The organism is Blattabacterium cuenoti (assembly GCF_014252455.1).
GTDB lineage: Bacteria > Bacteroidota > Bacteroidia > Flavobacteriales > Blattabacteriaceae > Blattabacterium > Blattabacterium cuenoti_R.
In genome coordinates this window covers 581,259-601,283 of record NZ_CP060245.1, presented here as the reverse complement: position 1 = coordinate 601,283, position 20,025 = coordinate 581,259, and the positions used below count along the sequence as shown (strand labels likewise).

The following is a 20,025-nucleotide window of genomic DNA, read 5'->3' as shown; positions in this document are numbered from 1 at the left end:
ATCATTATGAAAAAAAAAAATAAAATATTAGAAACTTTTACTAAGTCTGAATATAAATATGGATTTTATACACCTATAAAATCTGATAAAATTCCTATAGGGTTAAATGAAAATATTATTAAAAAAATATCAGAAAAAAAAAAAGAACCTATATGGATGTTAAATTGGAGATTAGAATCCTATTCAATATGGAAAAAAATGAAAGAACCAAAATGGGCTAATATTAAATATATTACTCCTAATTATCAAAAAATTAGTTATTATTCTGCTCCTAAAAAAAAAATAGATTTAAATAATCTAGATATAGAATTATTAGAAACATTTAATAAATTAGGAGTCCCTATTAAAAATAAAGCTAAAATTGCTACAGATTTAGTATTAGATTCTATATCTTTAGCTACTACATTTCAAAATGAATTAAAAAAAAAAGGAATTATTTTTTGTTCTATTAATGAAGCTTTAAAAAAATATCCAGATATTGTAAAAAAATATTTAGGAACTGTAGTTTCAAAAAAAGATAATTTTTATGCAGCTTTAAATTCTGCGGTATTTTCAGATGGTTCTTTTTGTTATATTCCAAAAGGAATTCGTTGTCCTATGGAATTATCTACATATTTTCGTATTAATGAAAGTGGAACTGGACAATTTGAAAGAACTTTAATTATTGCAGATAAAGGATCTTATGTAAGTTATTTAGAAGGATGTACTGCTACACAAAGAAAAGAGAATCAATTACATGCTGCTGTAGTAGAAATTATTGCACTAGAAAATTCTGAAATTAAATATTCTACTGTGCAAAATTGGTTTCCTGGAAATAAAAAAGGAGAAGGAGGCGTTTTTAATTTTGTTACAAAACGTGGATTATGTGAAAAAAAAGCTAAAATATCTTGGATTCAAGTAGAAACTGGGTCTTCTATTACATGGAAATATCCATCTTGTATTTTAAAAGGAGATTATTCTATGGGAGAATTTTATTCTTTAGCCTTAACTAAGAATTTTCAACAAGCCGATACAGGTACGAAAATGATTCATATTGGAAAAAAAACTAAAAGTGTAATTATATCTAAAGGTATATCTGCGGGGAAAGCAAATAATAATTATAGAGGATTAGTAAAAATTTTTTCTACAGCAAAAAAATCAAGAAATTTTTCTCAATGTGATTCTTTATTAATAGGGAATGAATGTGGAGCACATACTTTTCCATATATCAATGTATATAACTCTACATCTAGAGTAGAACATGAAGCTTCTACTTCAAAAATAGGAGAAGATCAAATATTTTATTGTAATCAAAGGGGAATTAATACAGAAAAAGCAATCTCTCTTATTGTTTATGGATTTAGTAATGAAGTTTTAAAAAAATTACCTATGGAATTTTCAATAGAAGCTCAAAAACTTTTAGAAATTTCTTTAGAAGGATCTGTTGGATAAATAATAATTAACTATGTTAAGTATAGATAATTTACATGTTTCTGTAAAAGAAAAAAAAATTCTTAAAGGAGTTAATTTAAAAATTAAATCAGGAGAAATTCATGTTCTAATGGGACCAAATGGATCTGGAAAAAGTACATTAGCTTCTGTAATAACTGGAAAAAAAGAATATGATATAACTGAAGGAAATATTTATTTTAAAAATAAAAATTTAAAAAATTTTTCTCCTGAAAAACGTGCTCATTTAGGAATTTTTCAATCTTTTCAAAATCCTATAGAAATACCTGGAATTTCTGTGATTAATTTTATTAGAACAGCAATTAATGAATCTAGAAAATCACGAGGATTAGATAAAATGTCTGCGAAAGAAATACTTTTTACAATGAAAGAAAAATCTATTCAATTAAAAATGGAAAAAAATTTTTTATATAGATCTTTAAATGAGGGCTTTTCAGGAGGAGAAAAAAAAATAAATGAAATATTTCAAATGTCTATGTTAGATCCTTTATTATCTATTTTAGATGAAGTAGATTCTGGTTTAGATATAGATTCTTTACGAATTGTATCAAAAGTTATTAATGTATTAAAAAATAATAAAAATTCTATTTTAATTATTACTCATTATAAAAGATTTTTAGATTATTTATTATCAGATTATATTGTACATATTTTATATAATGGAAAAATTGTTCAATCAGGAAATCAAAAATTATCTAGTAAATTAGAAAAAAAAGGATATGATTGGATTAAAAAAAAATAAAATATTAATTAATGTTTTTAATAGATAAAATTCTTTCTTTTTTTTCTGAAAAAAATTATGAAGGAGAATCATTTTATATATCTAATTTAAGACGTAAATCTATTGATCTTTTTATAAAAAAAGGATTATCATATAAAGAAGAAAAATGGATAAATCCAAAAATTGAGTCATTTTTTAATAAAAATTATCATTTTTATTCTAAAAATAAAATAAATAAATTAGAATATCATTTGATTAAAAAATTTATTATAAATAATAAACAATCTTTTCTTTTAATTTTTATTGATGGACAATATAATCCTTGTCTTTCTTATAATAATACATATAAGAAAAATAAAAAAATTGTTTTATCTAATATTGCATCACAAAAAGAAGAAATAATAAAAAATTTTTATGGAAAATTATCATATAAATATGATGTTTTTAAAATTTTAAATACTATCTTTTCAAAAGATGGAGTTTATATTAATATTCCTGATAATGTTATTTTAGAAAAACCAATAGAAATAATATATATTTTTACAGGAAAAGTATCAAAAATTCTATTCTATCCTAGAAATTTAATTATAGTAGGAAAATCTTCTTATGTAAAAATAATTGAACATCATCAATGTTTAAAAAAACATTTATTATTTAATAATTCTGTAAGTGAAATTTATGCTAGTAATAATAGTCAAATAGATTATTATAAAATTCAAAATGATATAAATGATTTAAATTTGATAGATAATACATCTATCAAACAAAATAGTCATAGTAAATGCTCAATTTATACTTTTTCTTTAAAAGGAAAAAATATTAAAAATAATTTAAATTTTTATTCACATGGAAAAAATACATATTCTTATTTATATGGAATTTCTCTTTTATCCAAAAAACAATTTGTATCTCATCAAACTTTAATAGATCATTTATATTCAAATTCTTATAGTTTTCAATTATATAAAAATATTTTATGGGATGAATCTACAAGTATTTTTAATGGTAAAATATTTGTTAATAAATATGTTAAAAATATTAATGCTTTTCAAAAAAATAATAATATACTTCTTTCAGATAAAGCTATTATCTATGTTAAACCTCAATTAGAAATTTTTTCAAATAATGTAAAATGTTCACATGGATGTACAATAGGAAATTGTTCTGAAAATGAATTATTTTATCTACAATCAAGAGGTATTTCTGAAAAAGAAAGTAGAATTTTATTATTACTTTCTTTTTTAGAAGAAATATTAAAAAATATGAATATTTTAAAATTAAAAAATTTTATTTATAAAATAATAAAAAAAAAATTAAATATATATTTATAATAATTATATGTTTTCAGAAAAACAAATTCAAGAAATTAGAAATCAATTTCCAATTTTAAAAAAAAAAATATATTCAAATCCTTTAGTTTATATAGATAATGCGGCTACGACTCAAAAACCTTTAAAAGTTATTAAAGCATCTCAAAATTATTATACTAAAATTAATTCTAATGTTCATCGAGCAACACATTTTCTTAGTCAAGAATCTACTCTACAGGTAGAATTAGTTAGAAAAAAAATTCAAAAATTTATTCATGCCAAAAATGATTCAGAAATTATTTTTACTAAAGGAACTACAGAATCTATTAATTTAGTAGCATCTAGTATCAATTTTTTAATAAAAAAAGGGGATGAAATAATTATTTCTTATCTTGAACATCATTCTAATATTGTTCCATGGCAAATTCTTTGTAAAAAAAAAGAAGCATTTTTAAAAATTATTTCTCTTAATAAAGATGGATGTTTAAATTTTAAAGATTTTGAATTATTAATTTCAAAAAAAACAAAATTAGTTTCTATTAGTCATATATCTAATGTTTTAGGAATTATAAATTCTATAAAAGATATTATAGATTTATCACATAAATATGGATCTTTAGTTTTAATTGATGGTGCACAAGTCCCATCTAATATAGATTTAGATGTACAAAAATTAAATACGGATTTTTATGTTTTTTCTGCACATAAAATGTATGGACCTACTGGTATTGGTATTTTATATGGAAAAGAAAAAATATTAGATCTTCTTTATCCTTATCAATCAGGTGGAGAAATGATTAAAAATGTTAATTTTAAAAAAACTACTTATTCTGATTTACCATTTAAATTTGAAGCAGGAACACCAAATATAGAAGGAATTATAGTTTGGGGTGCAGCTATAGATTTTGTAGAAAAAATAGGAGTAAAAAATATACAATTTTATAAAGAAAAACTAATTAAGTATGCAATAAAATGTTTAAGTAGTATTGATGGAATTAAATTTTATGGATCTATTAATTATAAAAAAAAATCTAGTATTATTTCTTTTAATTTAAATAAATTACATTATTTTGATGTAGGAAGTATTTTAGATCGTTTAGGAATTGCTGTTCGTACAGGACATCTTTGTGCTCAACCTTTAATGAATTTTTTTAACGTTACAGGAATGATTCGTGCTAGTTTTTCTATATATAATACTTTTGAAGAAATAAATTATTTACGAGATGGTCTTTTAAAAGCTAAAAAAATTTTATTAAATACTTAAAATTTTATGATATACGCAATTGTTAATATTTTAGGGAAACAATTTAAACTTATTCAAGATAAATATGTTTATATTCCTAAATATTCTAATAAAAATATAGAAGAAAAAATTTTTTTCAAACAGGTTTTTTTATTTTATAAAAATGGAGAAATTCAAATAGGTAAACCTTTTTTAAAAAATATTCATGTAGAAGTTAAAATTCTAAAACATTTAAAAGGAAAAAAAATAATTATTTTTAAAAAAAAAAGAAGAAAAGGTTATAAAGTAAAAAATGGATTTCGACCTAGTTTTACAAAAATTCAAGTAATTTCATTTTTAGAAAAATAAAAAAAATAATAATTTAATTAAAATGGCTCATAAAAAAGGTTCAGGAAGTTCGAGAAATGGACGTGACTCAAAAGGTAGAAGGTTAGGTATTAAAATTTATGGGAATCAATATGTTAAATCTGGGTATATTATTGTTCGACAAAGAGGGACAAAACATTTTCCTGGAAAAAATATTGGAATAGGAAAAGATCATACTTTATATGCGATAAAAGATGGTTTTGTTTGTTTTAAAAAAACAAAAAATGATAGATCTGTTGTTTCTATTTTAGAAAAAAAATAATTAGACTGGGTAGTTCAATTGGATAGAACAACAGTTTCCTAAACTGTAAGTTGTGGGTTCGAATCCCTCCTCGGTCATTATTAAAAAAAATGGTCCCAGCTGGATTTGAACCAGCGACTCCCTGATTATGAGTCAGGTGCTCTAACCAACTGAGCTATGGGACCTAAAATAAAATTAAAATTTAAAAAAAAGAAAATAAATGCAATTTTACAAAAAAATTTTTCCTATTACAAATTTTAGTATTAAAAAATTTTAATATTTATTTTTAATATAATAAAAAATGAATTCTATTAAAAATAAAAAATTATCCTCTTTGTTTTATATAGAAATAGCAGAAATTCTTCAAAAAGAATTTCATAATAAAATTGAAAATAAAAAAGGTTTTTTTATAACTTTAATAAAAGTGTGTATAAATTCTAATATGGAATATTTAAAAGTATATATAGGAATATATCCTTTTTTAGATCAAAATATTGTAAAAGAAATATGTTCAAAATCTAAAATTTATAGGAAAAAATTATCTCAAAAACTTAGATATCGTGTAAAAAAAATTCCTATATTACATTTTTATATAACATAACATTATATATTATCAATTATTATAAATAATATGTTTTTAAAGGAATTGATGCTTCTACGTTAGAAAAAATATCTTTAGCTTCTTTTTCAAATTCTTTAAGATTAGGAAATCTATGAGAATAATGCCCTAATAATAATTTTTTTACTTTCGCTTTTTTAGCGATATAAGCTGCTTGATAGGCTGTAGAATGTCCTGTATGTCTTGCTCTTTTTTCTTCTTTTTTTAAAAAAGTAGATTCATGATATAATAAATCGACATATTTTATTTGTTCAATAATCGGAATATAATAAGATGTATCTGAACAAAAAGCATAAGATAATATTTTAGGAGGATCCAATGTTAATTGATTATTAGGGATAATTTTTCCTTCATTAGTAATAAAATTTTTTCCAATTTTTAAATTTTTATAATCTTTTATTTGAATAGAAGGTATTTTATTTATTTTTTCCATATTTAATTTTCTATTACTAATTTTTTCTTTGAAAAGAAAACCATTAGCATAAATTCTATGTTTTAATGGAATAGTATAAATTTCTATTAATTCATTATCCATTATTTTTTCTAATTTATATGAAGATAATTCTATATATTCAATAGAATATTTTAGTCTTGTATAAGACCATTTGAAATGAGTAGAAATAATTTCTTTTAATCCTTTTGGAGCATAAATATTTATAGATTTTTCTCTTCCTAATAAATGAAAAGTCGATAACAATCCAATTAATCCAAAAAAATGATCTCCATGTAAATGAGATATAAATATATTTACAATTTTATTAAATTTAATTTTAGATTTTCTTAATTGAACTTGAGTCCCTTCTCCACAATCAATAAGAAAATAAAATCCTTTCATTTTTAATATTTGAGCTGTTGGATAAAATTTTTTTGTAGGAATTGAAGAGTGACATCCTAAAATAGTTAATGAAGGTTTTTCCATAAAATATATAAGGCAATGTTATATAACATAATTTTATTTTTTTTTCATAATTTTTTTATTTTTTTTATAAAATAAAAACTAATAATTATAAAAAAATTAATAATTAAAAATACTAAAAAATTAAAATTTTTAAAAAAAATAATATTCTCATTTTTAATAAAAAAAAACATAGTAAATAAAGCCAAAGCATTATTAAATATATGAAGTAATATACAATCTATAATAGATGTAGTTGTAAAATAAATAAATCCGATAAAACTTCCAATAATTAATCCTCCTACAAATTGCCAAGGATTCATATGTGTTAATCCAAATAAAAATGAAGAAAATAAAATAGCTTTTAATGGATGTATTTTATTTTTTAACATTCCATTTAAAATAATGCCTCTAAAAAGAATTTCTTCACATATAGGGGCTAATAATATTGTAGTAGAAAAAAAAGGAATAGGATTTTTAGATTCTTCTTTTAAAAAAGATTCAATTTCTTTATACATATTTCCTAATATTGGTCCTTCTTTTGGAACAAAAGAAGTGATATAATCATTAATTAATATTAAAAAAAACATTATACAAAAAAAAAGTATATAAATATACCATGGAGAAATTTTTAAAGTTAAATCTAAAATAAGATTATTTTTTTGTATTTTATAAGATATAAAAAGAAATAATAAAATAAAGGGAATTGTATATAATATTGCGAATACTATACTTTCAGGTAAATTTATAGAAATTAATAAATTTCTAAAAATTATATTAAAAAAATTTAAAATAGTAAATACTACAATTAGTATAGATGCTTCTATATAATTCATTTTAAAATAATTCTTCATAATTCATAAAATTCATTCGTTATATATAATATATATTTTATTAAACTTTTTAATAAAAAAAAATTATTATGTTGGATTTTAATATAAATTTTTTATTTCAAGATTACAATAATATTAAAAATAGAAATATTCCTTCTTCTAGATTTTTTCCATATTCAAAATTATTAAAAATAATAAAAGAATATGAAAATATATGTTCTATTCTTCCTATAGGCTTATCTATAGAAAACAGAAAAATATTTAAATTGAAATGGGGTAATGGAAATTATAAAATTTTTATTTGGTCTCAAATGCATGGTAATGAAACTACAGGGACAAAAGCTATGTTTGATCTTTTATATTTTTTTTTAAAAGAAAAAAATAATGATTTAGTTAAATTTTTTAAAAAAAATTTAACTATTTTTTTTATTCCTATATTAAATCCTGATGGATCTGAAATTTTTCAAAGAAGAAATGCAATTAATATTGATTTAAATAGAGATGCTATACGTTTACAATCTCCAGAAATTAAAATATTAATACATGAAATTTATGTTCATAAACCTAATATTTTATTTAATTTACATGATCAAAGAAGTATTTATAATATTGGAGATAAATTTTTTAATCCTGCTATTTTATCTTTTTTATCCCCTTATGTAGAAAAAGATGAAAAAATATTTTTTAAAAGTAAACAATCTATGGGTTTAATTTCTTCTATTGAAAAAAATATGAAATTTTTTTTACCAAAAAAAGGGGCTATTGGTAGATTTTCTAATGAAATATATCCTACAGCTATTGGAGATAATTTACAAAAAAAAGGTTTTCCATGTATTCTTTTTGAAGCTGGAAATTTACCTAATGATCCTCACAAAGAAATTATTAGAAAATATCAAGCTTTATCTTTAATAATAAGTTTTTATTTACTTTCAAAAAATGAAGAATATCTTGAAAAAGAATATTTAGATTATTTTTCTATTCCTGAAAATAAAAAAAAATTATTAGATAAAATTTTTAGAAATGTTCAGATACAAAAAGGAAAATATCAATTTTTGGTAGATATAGGAATAAGAAATATCGATCATTTTGATTTTATTAAAAAAAATATTCATATAATTTATAAAATTGTAGATATAGGTGATTTATCAAATTTTTTTGCATATAAAGAAATTTTTTGTAATAGAAAAAATTTTTTTCCTAAAATAGGAAAAATAAAATTATTTGATTTTTTATAAGTTTTATTTTTTAAAAAAAGAAACTGTTAATTTTTTTCTTCTTTTTTTTCTTCTTCTAGAGAAAATATTTTTTCCATTTTTTGTATTCATTCTTTTTAAAAAACCATGAATATTCATTTTTTTTCTATTAGAAGGTTGATAAGTCCTTTTCATAAAAAATCAATTTAAAAATTATTAAAAATAAATATAATTTTTTTTATATAAAAAGGAAAATATAATAAAATTATACCAATAATAAAACCTATTAAAAAAAAATAAAAACGTCTCCAAAAAGTCATTAAAAAATAATATTTCAAATTTAATTGAAAAAAAATTTAATAAAATTATGAATATTTTTTATAAATTTTATAAAAATAATTATAAAATAATTTAATTTAAATTAAAAAAATAATAATCAAAAATAATTAGATGTTAAAAAAAAAAGAAAATATTGATTTTGATTTAACCAAAAAACCTATTTTTGATATTAATCAAATTATGAGAATTCTTCCACATAAACCACCATTTCTTTTAGTAGATAAAATTTTATATATCACAGATAATTATATTATAGGTATTAAAAATATTACTATTAATGAATATTTTTTTATAGGTCATTTTCCAAATGAACCTATCATGCCTGGAGTATTACAAATAGAAGCTATAGGGCAAGTTGGTGGGGTTTTTGTTTTAAGTAAATTGAAAAATCCAGAATATTATTCTACTTATTTTTTAAAAATAGATAAAGTTAAATTTAAAAAAAAAATAATTCCTGGTGATTTATTAGTATTAAAAGTAGATTTATTAGATCCTATTAGAAGAGGTATTATTCATATGAAAGGAAAAGGTTATGTAAATACAAAACTTGTAGTTGAAGCTATTGTGATGGCAAAATTAGTAAAAAATGAAATAAAAAATAATGTATATAAATATTAAAAAAGGATATCCATTTATACGAAAAAAATTGAAAAATATTCAATTTTTAAAAAATAGTAAATCTTATATAGAAAGAATAAGTAATTATAATAATAATTAGTTGAATATGTATTATGAGTATTTTAATAAATGAAAATAATAGAGTAATTGTACAAGGATTAACAGGAAAAGAAGGTTTATTTCATACTGAACAAATGATTCATTATGGAACTTCTATAGTTGGCGGAGTTACACCAGGAAAAGGTGGAAAAATTTATTTAGGTATTCCTATTTTTAACACTATGTATGATGCTGTTAATGAAACTAATGGAGATATTAGTGTTATTTTTGTTCCATCAGAATTTGCTTCAGATGCTATTATGGAAGCTATTAGTGTTGATATTAAATTAATTATTTGTATTACAGAAGGAATTCCTGTATCTGATATGATGAAAGTAAAATATTTCTTAAAAAGAAAAAAATCAAAGTTAATAGGACCAAATTGTCCTGGAATTATTTCCGTTAAAAAATCTAAAGTAGGAATTATGCCAAATTTAGTATTTAAAAAAAAAGGAAAAATAGGAATTATTTCTAGATCTGGGACTCTTACTTATGAAGCAGCTGATCAAATAGTAAAATATGGATATGGAATTTCTACTGCTATTGGGATAGGAGGAGATTCTGTAATTGGAATGAATATTAAAGATATTTTAAAATTATTTTTAGAAGATATTGAAACAGAATGTATTGTTATAATAGGAGAAATAGGAGGTAAATTAGAAATAGATGCTGCAGAATGGATTAAAAATAATAAAAAACAAAATAAAAAACCAATAATAGGTTTTATTGCAGGTAAAACTGCTCCTATAGGACAAAAAATGGGGCATGCTGGTGCTATTATTGGTAAAAAAATTGAAATGGCAGAAGTAAAAATGAGTATTATGAAAAAATGTGGAATTCATATAGTAACATCCCCTGCAGATATAGGAATGAAAGTTAATCAAATTCTATCTCAATGATTTTTTTTAGTAAAAAAAAAGAAAAATTTTTGATAATTGGGTTAGGAAATACAGGAGATATATATCATAAAACAAGACATAATTTAGGTTTTTTTATTTTAGATAAAATTTTAGAAAAATATTTATTAATTTTTTCAAAAAAAAAATTAGGTTTTATTTCAGAATATATTTATAAAGAAAAAAAAATTTTTTTTTTAAAACCATTGACTTATGTTAATGAAAGTGGAGTATCCGTTAAATATTGGATGAATAAAGAAAATATTTCTATTAATAATATTCTTATTATATCTGATGATATTTATCTTAAATTTGGATATATTCGTTTACGAGGAAAAGGAGGTGATGGAGGACATAATGGATTAAAAAATATAGAAAAAGAATTAGGTAGTTCTCATTATCCAAGAATTCGTTTTGGTATTCAAAATAATTTATATATCAAAAAAAAGATAGATTATGTATTAGGGAATTGGAAAAAACAAGAATTAAAAAATATTGATTCTAAATTAGAAATTGTTATACAAATTATATTTTCATTTGTTGGAAATGGATTACAAAAAACAATGAATTTATTTAATTATAAATTAAAAAAATAATCAAAGACCTTGTAGTTTAATTGGATAGAATATAGGATTCCGATTCCTATGGCATGGGTTCGACCCCCTTCAAGGTCGTTAAAAATAATTAATTATGTATGAATGATATTCGTAATTTTTGTATTATTGCTCATATAGATCATGGAAAAAGTACTTTAGCAGATCGTTTATTAGAATTTACAAAAACTATATTAGAATGTAATCGAAATCAATTATTAGATAATATGGATTTAGAACGAGAAAGGGGGATTACAATTAAAAGTCATGCTGTTCAAATGAAATATAAATTTAAAAATAAGATTTATACATTAAATTTAATCGATACCCCTGGACATGTAGATTTTTCATATGAAGTATCCCGTTCTATTAGTTCTTGTGAAGGAGCTTTATTAATAATAGATTGTACTAAAAGTGTACAAGCACAAACTATATCTAATTTAGATTTAGCATTAAAAAAAAATTTAATTATTATTCCAATTTTAAATAAAATTGATTTATATAATTTAAAATATGAAAATGTTATAGAAGAAATTGTAGATTTAGTTAAATGTAAATCTGAAGATATTATTTCTGCAAGTGCAAAAAAAGGTTTAGGAATTAAAAATATTTTGGATCAAATAATTATACGTATTCCTCCTCCAAATGGAGATTCTAATGCTCCCCTTCAAGCTATAATATTTGATTCTATATATAATCCATTTATTGGCGTAGTCATTTATTTAAGAATAATTAATGGTAGTTTAAAAACAGGACAAAAAATACGTTTTATGTCTACTGGACATATTCATATAGCTAATGAAATAGGCACATTAAAACTAAAACGTATTTCTAAAAAGATAATAAGAACTGGAGATGTGGGGTATATAGTAACTGGAATTAAAAATCCAAAAGAAGTAAAAGTAGGAGATACTCTTACAGATGCTCAAAATCCAGCATTAAATGCAATTAAAAGTTTTGAAGAAATTAAACCTATGGTTTTTGCAAGTATTTATCCATATAATTCTGAAAAATATGAAGAATTAAATTCTTCTATAGAAAAATTACAATTAAATGATGCCTCTTTTACCTTTACTCATGATTCTTCGCCAGCTTTAGGTTTTGGATTTCGTTGTGGTTTTTTAGGATTACTTCATATGGAAATTATTAGAGATCGTTTGCAACGTGAGTATGGAATTTCTATTATTATTACTATACCTAATGTTTCTTATAAAGTTTTTTTAAAAAATAAATTGAATAAATTTTTTATAATAAATAATCCTTCAGATTTTCCTGATATGGAAAAATTACAAAAGGTAGAAGAACCATATGTTATCGTTACTATTGTTAGTAAAAAAGAATATTTAGGGAATATAATTTCTTTATGTTTTGAAAAACGTGGGAATATGATTAAAAATCAACATTATTTAACATCAGAAAAAATTCAAATATTATTTGAAATGCCTTTATCTGAAATTATATTTGATTTTTATAATAAATTAAAAACTATATCTAGAGGATATGCATCTTTTGATTATAATTTTTTAAATTATAGAAAATCCGATTTAAAAAAAATTATTGTATTAATTAATCATCAAAAAATAGATCCTTTATCATTATTAGTTCATAAAGATAAAGCTTTTGTAATAGCAAAAAAAATATGTAAAGAATTATCTATTATTATTCCAAAACATCAATTTAGTATTCCTATTCAAGTTTCGATTTCTGGAAAAATTATAGCAAGAGAAACTATAAAAGCTTTAAGAAAAAATGTTACAGATAAATGTTATGGAGGAGATATTACTAGAAAACGTAAACTTTTAGAAAAACAAAAAAAAGGAAAGAAAAAAATGCGTCAAATAGGTAAAGTAGAAATACCTGCTTCTGCTTTTATTTCTTTTTTAAAAGTAAAAAATTAATAAAAAAAATAAAAAAATATGTCCGTAATTAAAATAGGAATTAATGGTCTTGGTAGAATAGGTAAATTAGTTTTGATGTCTTCTTTAAAAAGAAAAAATATCCAAGTAGTATGTATTAATGATTTAATCCCTATCCAATATATAGTTTATATGTTAAAATATGATTCTATTCATGGGCCTTTTAAAGGAGAGATTTGTATAGAAAAAGATAATTATTTGATTTTAAATGGAAAAAAAATAAAAGTAACTAATGAAAAAAATCCTGAAAATTTAAAATGGGGGCAATTTAATATAAAATATGTAGTAGAATCCACTGGTATTTTTTTAACTAGAAATTTAGCTAAAATACATATTCAATCAGGTGCTAAAAAAGTTATTTTATCAGCTCCTCCAAAAGAGGATAACATTCCTATGTATGTTATGGGAGTAAATCATGAAAATATTAAATTGGATAATCCTGATATTTTATCTAATGCATCTTGCACAACTAATTGTTTAGCTCCAATTGTTAAAGTTTTAAATGATAATTTTGGTGTATTAGAAGGATTAATGACGACTATACATGCTTCTACTTCTACTCAAAAAGTAGTAGATTCAGTTTCTTTAAAAGATTGGAGATCAGGACGATCTTCATTAGTTAATATTATTCCTTCATCTACAGGAGCGGCAAATGCTGTAGGTAAAATTATTCCAAGTTTAAATAAAAAATTAACGGGAATGGCTTTTAGAGTTCCAATTTCAAATGTTTCTGTATTAGATTTAACAGCATGTTTAAAAAAAGAAACTACTTATGAAAAAATTAAATATTATATGAAAAAATCATCTGAAACTACTTTAAAAGGTATTTTAGGGTATATAGAGGATGCTGTTGTTTCTACAGATTTTATAGGAGATAAAAGAATTTCTATTTTTGATGCTAATTCTAGTATTATGTTAAATCCTACTTTTATAAAAATTATATCTTGGTATGATAATGAAGTTGGTTATTCAAATAAATTAATAGATCTGATTCAGTATAGTTATAAAATGAATAATTAAGGAATATATTTTATATATATATACTTTTTTTTATATTTATTTGATTGAAAAATAAAATTTTTTATTCCATTACTAATCATTAAATATGGAGCTTTAATTTTTTTATTATATAAAGAAATTTGATCAAATGTTTTTTGTGTTAATAAAATATTTGGAGCTTTACATTCAATAATTATATATGGTTTTTTTCTAAAAAAAACTAAAATATCTAATCTTTTATTTAATTGATTAATTTTAAAAGGAAATTCTACTTTTATAGAAGAATATTTTTTTTTTTTTTTTAAAAAAAAAATTATATATTGACGAGTTATTTCTTCTTTAGTAAAAGAATAGAATTTTTTTCTAATCATACAATATATAAATATTTTATTGTTTATTTTTTTTAAATGTAAATGATTAATACAAAAATTAAAAATAGACATATCTTTAATAATAATAAAAAATTATTTATAATAGCTATTATTACTAAATTTTTTTTATGTTAAAAAGAAAAAAAATAAAAAATTGTGTAATTATTGGATCTGGTCCATCTGGATATACTGCAGCTATATATGCTTCTAGAGCTGATTTAAATCCTATTTTATTTGAAGGATTTCAACCAGGAGGGCAATTAACTATGACAACATATGTTGATAATTATCCTGGATTTTATAATGGAATTTATGGAAATAAATTAATGGAAAATTTAAAAAAACAAGCAGAACGTTTTAATAGTATTATTATATCTAAAACTATTACTAAAGTAAAATTATCTAACGAAATAGGAGGATTACATCGTATTCAAATAGAAAATGAAAATTATATAGAAAGTAAAGGAATTATTATTGCTACAGGATCTAAACCGAGATTTTTAGGAATAGATAAAGAAAAAAAATTTATGGGATTAGGAATTTCTTTTTGTGCAACTTGTGATGGATTCTTTCATAAAGAAAAAGATGTCGCTATTATAGGAGGTGGAGATACTGCTTTAGAAGAAGCTATTTTTTTATCAAAAATTTGTAAAAATATATATTTAATAGTTAGAAAAAATTACTTTAAAGCATCTAAATTTTTACAAAAAAAAATTTTAAAAATAAAAAATATTAATATTTATTTTGGTTTTAAAATTATAGAAATTTTTGGAAATAATTTTTTAGAAGGTATTAAAATTTTTAATAAAAAAAATAAAATTAATAAAAGTATTTTTATTAGTGGTTTATTTATTTCTATTGGTCATGATCCTAATACGGATTTATTTAAAAATCAATTAAAATTAGATGAAAAAGGTTTTATTTTTGTTAAAAAAGGAACTACTTGTACTAATAAACCAGGTGTATTTGCTGCGGGAGATGTACAAGATTCTATTTATCGTCAAGCGATTACTTCTGCTGGAACTGGATGTATGGCCGCTTTAGATTTAGAAAGATATTTATATTTTTGTTGTTAAAAAAAAATTATTATTTTTTTATGAAAAAAAATGATTATTTTTTACATTTTTTAATATCACATGCCAAAAATTATGGTTTTATTTATCCATCTAGTGAAATTTATGGAGGATTAAATGCTATTTATGATTATGGACAATATGGTGTAGATTTAAAAAATAATATTAAAGAATATTGGTGGAAATCTATGACTCAACTGCATGATAATATTGTAGGATTAGATTCTTCTATTTTAATGCATTCCAATATTTGGAAAGCTTCTGGTCATATTAAAAAATTTTATGATTTGTTAATAGATAATAAAGATTCTAAAAAAAGATATCGTCCAGATATTTTAATTAAAGAATTTTTATTAAAAAATAATTATCCTAAAAAAGAAAAAATTTTATTTAGGTTGAATCACCTTTTAAAAAAAAATGATTTAGTAGGTATACGTTTATTAATTAAGGAATTAAATATTTTAGATCCTAAATGTAAATCTAATAATTGGAGTGATGTACATTTGTTTAATATGATGTTTAAAATTTCAGAAAAAAATGAAAAAGATGTTTTATTTCTTCGTCCAGAAACTGCTCAAGGAATATTTTCTAATTTTTCTCATGTAAAACAATCTAGTAGAATGAAAATTCCATTTGGAATTGCTCAAATAGGAAAATCATTTAGAAAAGAAATTATTGCAAGACAATTTCTTTTTCGTATGCGTGAATTTGAACAAATGGAAATGCAATTTTTTATTTTTCCAAAAGAAGAAAAAAAATGGTATACATATTGGAAAAAATTTCGTTTAAAATGGCATTTAGAATTAAATTTAGGAGAAAAAAATTATCAATTACAAGATCATCGTCAATTAGCACATTATGCTAGTGCTGGAACAGATATTGAATTTCATTTTCCTTTTGGTTTTAAAGAATTAGAAGGAATACATTGTCGTAGAGATTTTGATTTAAAAAGACATGAAAATTTTTCTAATAAAAAAATTAGAGTTTTTAAAGAATTTCAAAGTTATATTCCTTATGTAATCGAAACATCATTAGGAGTAGATCGTCTTTTTTTAGCTATATTTTCTTCTTCTTTAAAAAAAGAAAAATTAAAAAATGGAAATTATCGTATTATATTAAAAATTCCAAATTATTTATCTCCTATTAAAGCAGCAATATTTCCATTAGTTTTAAAGAATGGATTGCCAGAAATAGCTAAAAAGATATTTAATGAAATTAAAATTGATTATAAATTAATTTATGATAAAAATCCATCTATTGGAAAACTTTATCGTAGACAAGATGCTATTGGAACCCCTCTTTGTTTTACTATTGATTATGATACTATTACTACTAATACAGTTACTATGAGATATAGAGATTCGATGAAACAAAAACGAATTCCAATAAAAAAAATTTCTAATTTTATAGAAAAAGAAACAGGAATGAAAAAAATTTTAAAAAAATTATCTAATTATATTTAATTTTTTGATTCAATACCTCTAATTTGTGCTTGTAATTTTTTGATTAAAAATATTTCTATTTTATTCATAATATTTTGAATTATTATATCAGTTAATGTTCCATCTATATTTTCAAAAACAAAACTTATAGTATAAGATTTTTTAAATTTTGGTAAATTTTTTCCTTCATATAAATCATATATTTTAATTTTTTTAATAAAATTTTTTTCTTTTTTTTTTAAAAGTTGATGTATTTTTTCAAAAGAAATTTTTTTATCTACTAATACAGATAAATCTCGTTTTGCAATGGGATATTTAGAATATGGAATAAAAATAATTTTTTTTTCTTTATTAATTGAGATTAAATATTCCCAATCTATTTCAGCATAAAATATTTCTTTATTTTTTAAACAATTCATTTTAATTTTTCCTATATCTACAATATTTTTATTTTTATATTTAATAGATAAATTATTTTTTAAAAAAGTATGATAAGAAATATTTTGAGTATAATTAACAATTCCAATTTTTTGAAAAATTTGTTCTATAATTCCTTTTAAATAGAAAAAATTTGTTGTATTTTTTTTTTTATATTCTATTTGTGAAATAGCAATACTTAAATGAGTTTTTTCTAAAAATTGATTATTTTTTTTAAAATAAATTTTACCTATTTCAAAAAATTTTAAATTATAATTTCCTCTATGAAAATTATATTTTATGCTATTTATTATTCCAAATAATAAACTTGTACGAAGATAATGATAATTTTTATTTATAGGATTAATAATTTTAATGTATTTTTTATGGGACAAATTTTTTTCATTTTTATTAATCATTGGTAAATTAATAATTTCTTGAAATCCATAATTAATTAATTGATTTAAAATAATATTTTGTATATTTTCTTTAGGATAAAATTTAGGAAGTGGGCTAATTTTTATATTATTAGATACTTTTATTTTATGAATTCCATATATCCGTAATATTTCCTCTATTAAATCTATTTCTCTTCTAACATCTTTTCGATAAGAAGGAATAGAAACTAATAATGATTTTTCATTTTCAGATATAATTATAATTTTAAGTAACAATAAAATTTTTTTAATTTTTTTTTTAGAAATTTTTTTTCCTAAAATATCATTAATTTTTTGATATCGAAGTACAATTTTTAAAGGAATAATTGGATTCTGATAAATATCCATAAAATCTGAACTAATTTTTCCATTTATAATTTTTTTTATAAGATTAGCAGTTCTTTGTAAAGCATAAAAAGTTTGATTTGGATCAACTCCTTTTTCTAATCTAAATCTAGCATCAGTATTAATAAAATGTTTTAATCCGATAGAACGGATAATTTTAGGATTTAAATAAATACTTCCTAAAAAAATATTTTTAGTTTTTATATGATGAATATTAGAAATATTACTATTAATAATTCCAGCTATTGATAAAGGTTTTTGATCATCAGAAATTATTAAATCTTTTTCATTTAATTCTCTCTTTATATTATCTTCAGATTGAAAAATAATTTTTTTATTAATTTTTTTTATAAATATTTTTCTTCCTTGTATTTTATCCATATCAAAAACATGTATAGGTTGACCTAATTCATAGGTTACAAAATTTATGATGTCTATTATATTATTTATAGGTTTTATTCCTATTGATTTTAATTTAAAATTTAACCAATCTGGAGAAGATTTAATTTTTATTTCAGAAATAACAACTCCGGAATATCTAATAGATTGATTTTTTTCTTCAATAAAAATTTTTAAAAAATATTTATCAATATCTTTTTGTAAATAATTTATAGTAGGTTTATTTAAAGAAATAATATTTTTATAATTACGAAATTTTAAAATAATATATAATTCACGAGCTATTCCATAATGACTCATAGCATCTGAACGATTTTGAGTAATTTCTATATCTAAAATAAAATCTTTTATATTATTATTTATAATAACTTTTTTTATTTTTTTTACATAAAAACCGATATCATTTAATAAATATGAAATTTTATTTATATTAATGTTTAAAGGAATATATTTTTGTAACCAATGATATGATATTTTCATATTATAATGGACATTATCAATATTAAAATATTTTCTTTTTTATTATTTTGTTTAAATAAACCTATTTTGTTTAAATGATAAAATTCAAAATTAATAAAATTTTCATGTAAAGAAGATAATATATTTATTAAATATTTATAATTAAAACCAATTTTTATAGATTCATACTTAAAATTATTATTAATAAATTCAATGTTTAAATAATTATATATTGAAGTATTATTTGCATAAATTTTTATTTTATTATTTTTAAATGAAAAAAAAATAAATTTTTTTTTAGTAAATAAGGATATTCTTTTAATAGAATTTAAAAATAAAATACGATTAATTTTTAATGAAATATTTTCATTATTTGTATAATTATAATTAGGAATAACATAATTATAATTTGGATATTTTTTATTAATAATTTTACATAAAAAAATTTTATTTTTAAATTTAAATTTTACTAAATCAATTTGATTATATTCAATAATTATTTTTTTTATATAATTATTATTAATTAAAATATTTTTAATAATTTTTAAAGATTTTTTAGAAATAGTAAAATTTATATAATGATTAAATTTTAAGTAATTTATAGTATATTTTACTAATATATAAGTATTTGTAGCTACAAAAGTAGCTCCAAATGGAGTAAATTGAAAATTTACTCCATTTATAATAGGGTTAAAATAATCAATAGAATATAAAGTTTTATTTAAAATTTTTAATAGTGTTTTTGAAAAAAT

20 protein-coding genes, 3 tRNA genes and 1 pseudogene are annotated in these 20,025 nt (G+C 20.4%); 17 read left to right on the top strand and 7 right to left on the bottom strand.

The features are described from left to right. Positions 1-6 precede the first annotated feature (6 nt). From sufB to H0H56_RS02935, 7 genes are all read left to right on the top strand, one after another. Entirely contained in the window at positions 7-1,431 is a 1,425-nt protein-coding gene (sufB, locus tag H0H56_RS02965; RefSeq protein ID WP_185873840.1) for a Fe-S cluster assembly protein SufB, read from the top strand. A gap of 13 nt (positions 1,432-1,444) precedes the next feature. Further along, positions 1,445-2,191, top strand: a complete 747-nt coding sequence (gene sufC / locus H0H56_RS02960; RefSeq protein WP_185873839.1) for a Fe-S cluster assembly ATPase SufC — start codon at positions 1,445-1,447, stop codon at positions 2,189-2,191. 11 nt (positions 2,192-2,202) lie between these two features. After that, positions 2,203-3,501, top strand: coding sequence for a Fe-S cluster assembly protein SufD (gene sufD, locus H0H56_RS02955; RefSeq protein ID WP_185873838.1), 1,299 nt, complete (start codon positions 2,203-2,205; stop codon positions 3,499-3,501). Between the two features lie 7 nt (positions 3,502-3,508). Beyond that, positions 3,509-4,744, top strand: coding sequence for an aminotransferase class V-fold PLP-dependent enzyme (locus H0H56_RS02950; protein ID WP_185873837.1), 1,236 nt, complete (start codon positions 3,509-3,511; stop codon positions 4,742-4,744). A gap of 6 nt (positions 4,745-4,750) precedes the next feature. Further along, on the top strand, positions 4,751-5,071 hold the full coding sequence (gene rplU / locus H0H56_RS02945; protein ID WP_185873836.1) for a 50S ribosomal protein L21: 321 nt from the start codon (positions 4,751-4,753) through the stop codon (positions 5,069-5,071). Between the two features lie 22 nt (positions 5,072-5,093). After that, positions 5,094-5,351: a 50S ribosomal protein L27 gene (gene rpmA / locus H0H56_RS02940; RefSeq protein ID WP_185873835.1), complete on the top strand. Its 258-nt coding sequence runs from the start codon at positions 5,094-5,096 to the stop codon at positions 5,349-5,351. Between the two features lie 3 nt (positions 5,352-5,354). After that, positions 5,355-5,428 (top strand) — tRNA-Arg (locus H0H56_RS02935). 13 nt (positions 5,429-5,441) lie between these two features. Here the strand turns inward: H0H56_RS02935 and H0H56_RS02930 are convergent. Next, positions 5,442-5,515: transfer RNA gene (locus H0H56_RS02930), tRNA-Ile, on the bottom strand. 116 nt (positions 5,516-5,631) lie between these two features. On the opposite strand from H0H56_RS02930, the gene H0H56_RS02925 reads away from it, so the two are divergent. Then, positions 5,632-5,931, top strand: a complete 300-nt coding sequence (locus H0H56_RS02925) for a ribosome-binding factor A (RefSeq protein ID WP_185873834.1) — start codon at positions 5,632-5,634, stop codon at positions 5,929-5,931. A gap of 19 nt (positions 5,932-5,950) precedes the next feature. On the opposite strand, the gene H0H56_RS02920 is transcribed toward H0H56_RS02925, so the two are convergent. Further along, complete coding sequence (locus H0H56_RS02920; RefSeq protein WP_185873833.1) at positions 5,951-6,868, bottom strand: ribonuclease Z; 918 nt, start codon at positions 6,866-6,868, stop codon at positions 5,951-5,953. 44 nt (positions 6,869-6,912) lie between these two features. Beyond that, on the bottom strand, positions 6,913-7,680 hold the full coding sequence (locus H0H56_RS02915) for a type II CAAX endopeptidase family protein (protein ID WP_317167305.1): 768 nt from the start codon (positions 7,678-7,680) through the stop codon (positions 6,913-6,915). Positions 7,681-7,766: 86 nt separating this feature from the next. On the opposite strand from H0H56_RS02915, the gene H0H56_RS02910 reads away from it, so the two are divergent. Continuing rightward, complete coding sequence (locus H0H56_RS02910; RefSeq protein WP_185873831.1) at positions 7,767-8,912, top strand: M14 family zinc carboxypeptidase; 1,146 nt, start codon at positions 7,767-7,769, stop codon at positions 8,910-8,912. Between the two features lie 3 nt (positions 8,913-8,915). On the opposite strand, the gene rpmH is transcribed toward H0H56_RS02910, so the two are convergent. Next, a complete protein-coding gene (rpmH, locus tag H0H56_RS02905) occupies positions 8,916-9,065 on the bottom strand; it encodes a 50S ribosomal protein L34 (protein ID WP_185873830.1) in 150 nt (49 codons plus the stop codon). Between the two features lie 258 nt (positions 9,066-9,323). Here rpmH and fabZ point away from each other — a divergent pair. From fabZ to gap, 6 genes and pseudogenes are all read left to right on the top strand, one after another. Next, positions 9,324-9,827: pseudogene (gene fabZ, locus H0H56_RS02900) on the top strand (3-hydroxyacyl-ACP dehydratase FabZ); the annotation flags it as partial. 113 nt (positions 9,828-9,940) lie between these two features. After that, the gene (gene sucD / locus H0H56_RS02895) at positions 9,941-10,825 is read left to right on the top strand and encodes a succinate--CoA ligase subunit alpha (protein ID WP_185873828.1); all 885 of its coding nucleotides are present in this window, start codon (positions 9,941-9,943) and stop codon (positions 10,823-10,825) included. Beyond that, positions 10,822-11,418, top strand: a complete 597-nt coding sequence (gene pth, locus H0H56_RS02890; protein WP_185873827.1) for an aminoacyl-tRNA hydrolase — start codon at positions 10,822-10,824, stop codon at positions 11,416-11,418. Before sucD ends, pth begins: the two co-directional genes overlap by 4 nt. Positions 11,419-11,423: 5 nt before the next feature. Then, positions 11,424-11,496 (top strand) — tRNA-Arg (locus H0H56_RS02885). Positions 11,497-11,516: 20 nt separating this feature from the next. Beyond that, positions 11,517-13,313, top strand: coding sequence for a translation elongation factor 4 (gene lepA, locus H0H56_RS02880; protein WP_185873826.1), 1,797 nt, complete (start codon positions 11,517-11,519; stop codon positions 13,311-13,313). Between the two features lie 18 nt (positions 13,314-13,331). Further along, positions 13,332-14,351, top strand: coding sequence for a type I glyceraldehyde-3-phosphate dehydrogenase (gene gap / locus H0H56_RS02875; RefSeq protein WP_185873825.1), 1,020 nt, complete (start codon positions 13,332-13,334; stop codon positions 14,349-14,351). Here the strand turns inward: gap and H0H56_RS02870 are convergent. Continuing rightward, positions 14,348-14,773 (bottom strand): type I restriction enzyme HsdR N-terminal domain-containing protein, encoded by a 426-nt coding sequence (locus H0H56_RS02870; RefSeq protein ID WP_185873824.1) that lies wholly within the window; start codon positions 14,771-14,773, stop codon positions 14,348-14,350. The genes gap and H0H56_RS02870 overlap by 4 nt on opposite strands. A gap of 56 nt (positions 14,774-14,829) precedes the next feature. Between H0H56_RS02870 and trxB the strand changes: the two genes are divergently transcribed. Next, a complete protein-coding gene (gene trxB / locus H0H56_RS02865; protein WP_185873823.1) occupies positions 14,830-15,777 on the top strand; it encodes a thioredoxin-disulfide reductase in 948 nt (315 codons plus the stop codon). A gap of 20 nt (positions 15,778-15,797) precedes the next feature. Next, a complete protein-coding gene (locus H0H56_RS02860; RefSeq protein WP_185873822.1) occupies positions 15,798-17,237 on the top strand; it encodes a glycine--tRNA ligase in 1,440 nt (479 codons plus the stop codon). Here H0H56_RS02860 and pheT read toward each other — a convergent pair. Together pheT and H0H56_RS03080 are read right to left on the bottom strand one after the other, a co-directional pair. Next, the gene (gene pheT, locus H0H56_RS02855) at positions 17,234-19,294 is read right to left on the bottom strand and encodes a phenylalanine--tRNA ligase subunit beta (protein WP_185873821.1); all 2,061 of its coding nucleotides are present in this window, start codon (positions 19,292-19,294) and stop codon (positions 17,234-17,236) included. The two genes, H0H56_RS02860 and pheT, sit on opposite strands and share 4 nt — an antisense overlap. Then, positions 19,291-19,956 carry a DNA polymerase III subunit beta gene (locus H0H56_RS03080; RefSeq protein WP_238858496.1) on the bottom strand — a complete coding sequence of 222 codons (666 nt, stop codon included), beginning with the start codon at positions 19,954-19,956 and terminating at the stop codon, positions 19,291-19,293. Before H0H56_RS03080 ends, pheT begins: the two co-directional genes overlap by 4 nt. Between the last annotated feature and the right edge of the window lie 69 nt (positions 19,957-20,025).

What these genes read in the sequence shown, in the direction of transcription:
- H0H56_RS02950 (WP_185873837.1), top strand. Translation starts at nt 3,509, where the DNA reads ATGTTTTCAGAAAAACAAATTCAAGAAATTAGAAATCAATTTCCAATT.
- pheT (WP_185873821.1), bottom strand. Translation starts at nt 19,294, where the DNA reads ATGAAAATATCATATCATTGGTTACAAAAATATATTCCTTTAAACATT.
- rpmH (WP_185873830.1), bottom strand. Translation starts at nt 9,065, where the DNA reads ATGAAAAGGACTTATCAACCTTCTAATAGAAAAAAAATGAATATTCAT.
- sufB (WP_185873840.1), top strand. Translation starts at nt 7, where the DNA reads ATGAAAAAAAAAAATAAAATATTAGAAACTTTTACTAAGTCTGAATAT.
- H0H56_RS02920 (WP_185873833.1), bottom strand. Translation starts at nt 6,868, where the DNA reads ATGGAAAAACCTTCATTAACTATTTTAGGATGTCACTCTTCAATTCCT.
- H0H56_RS02915 (WP_317167305.1), bottom strand. Translation starts at nt 7,680, where the DNA reads ATGAATTATATAGAAGCATCTATACTAATTGTAGTATTTACTATTTTA.
- H0H56_RS02870 (WP_185873824.1), bottom strand. Translation starts at nt 14,773, where the DNA reads ATGTCTATTTTTAATTTTTGTATTAATCATTTACATTTAAAAAAAATA.
- sufC (WP_185873839.1), top strand. Translation starts at nt 1,445, where the DNA reads ATGTTAAGTATAGATAATTTACATGTTTCTGTAAAAGAAAAAAAAATT.
- gap (WP_185873825.1), top strand. Translation starts at nt 13,332, where the DNA reads ATGTCCGTAATTAAAATAGGAATTAATGGTCTTGGTAGAATAGGTAAA.
- sucD (WP_185873828.1), top strand. Translation starts at nt 9,941, where the DNA reads ATGAGTATTTTAATAAATGAAAATAATAGAGTAATTGTACAAGGATTA.
- H0H56_RS02910 (WP_185873831.1), top strand. Translation starts at nt 7,767, where the DNA reads ATGTTGGATTTTAATATAAATTTTTTATTTCAAGATTACAATAATATT.
- rplU (WP_185873836.1), top strand. Translation starts at nt 4,751, where the DNA reads ATGATATACGCAATTGTTAATATTTTAGGGAAACAATTTAAACTTATT.
- trxB (WP_185873823.1), top strand. Translation starts at nt 14,830, where the DNA reads ATGTTAAAAAGAAAAAAAATAAAAAATTGTGTAATTATTGGATCTGGT.
- lepA (WP_185873826.1), top strand. Translation starts at nt 11,517, where the DNA reads ATGAATGATATTCGTAATTTTTGTATTATTGCTCATATAGATCATGGA.
- H0H56_RS02860 (WP_185873822.1), top strand. Translation starts at nt 15,798, where the DNA reads ATGAAAAAAAATGATTATTTTTTACATTTTTTAATATCACATGCCAAA.
- sufD (WP_185873838.1), top strand. Translation starts at nt 2,203, where the DNA reads ATGTTTTTAATAGATAAAATTCTTTCTTTTTTTTCTGAAAAAAATTAT.
- pth (WP_185873827.1), top strand. Translation starts at nt 10,822, where the DNA reads ATGATTTTTTTTAGTAAAAAAAAAGAAAAATTTTTGATAATTGGGTTA.
- rpmA (WP_185873835.1), top strand. Translation starts at nt 5,094, where the DNA reads ATGGCTCATAAAAAAGGTTCAGGAAGTTCGAGAAATGGACGTGACTCA.
- H0H56_RS02925 (WP_185873834.1), top strand. Translation starts at nt 5,632, where the DNA reads ATGAATTCTATTAAAAATAAAAAATTATCCTCTTTGTTTTATATAGAA.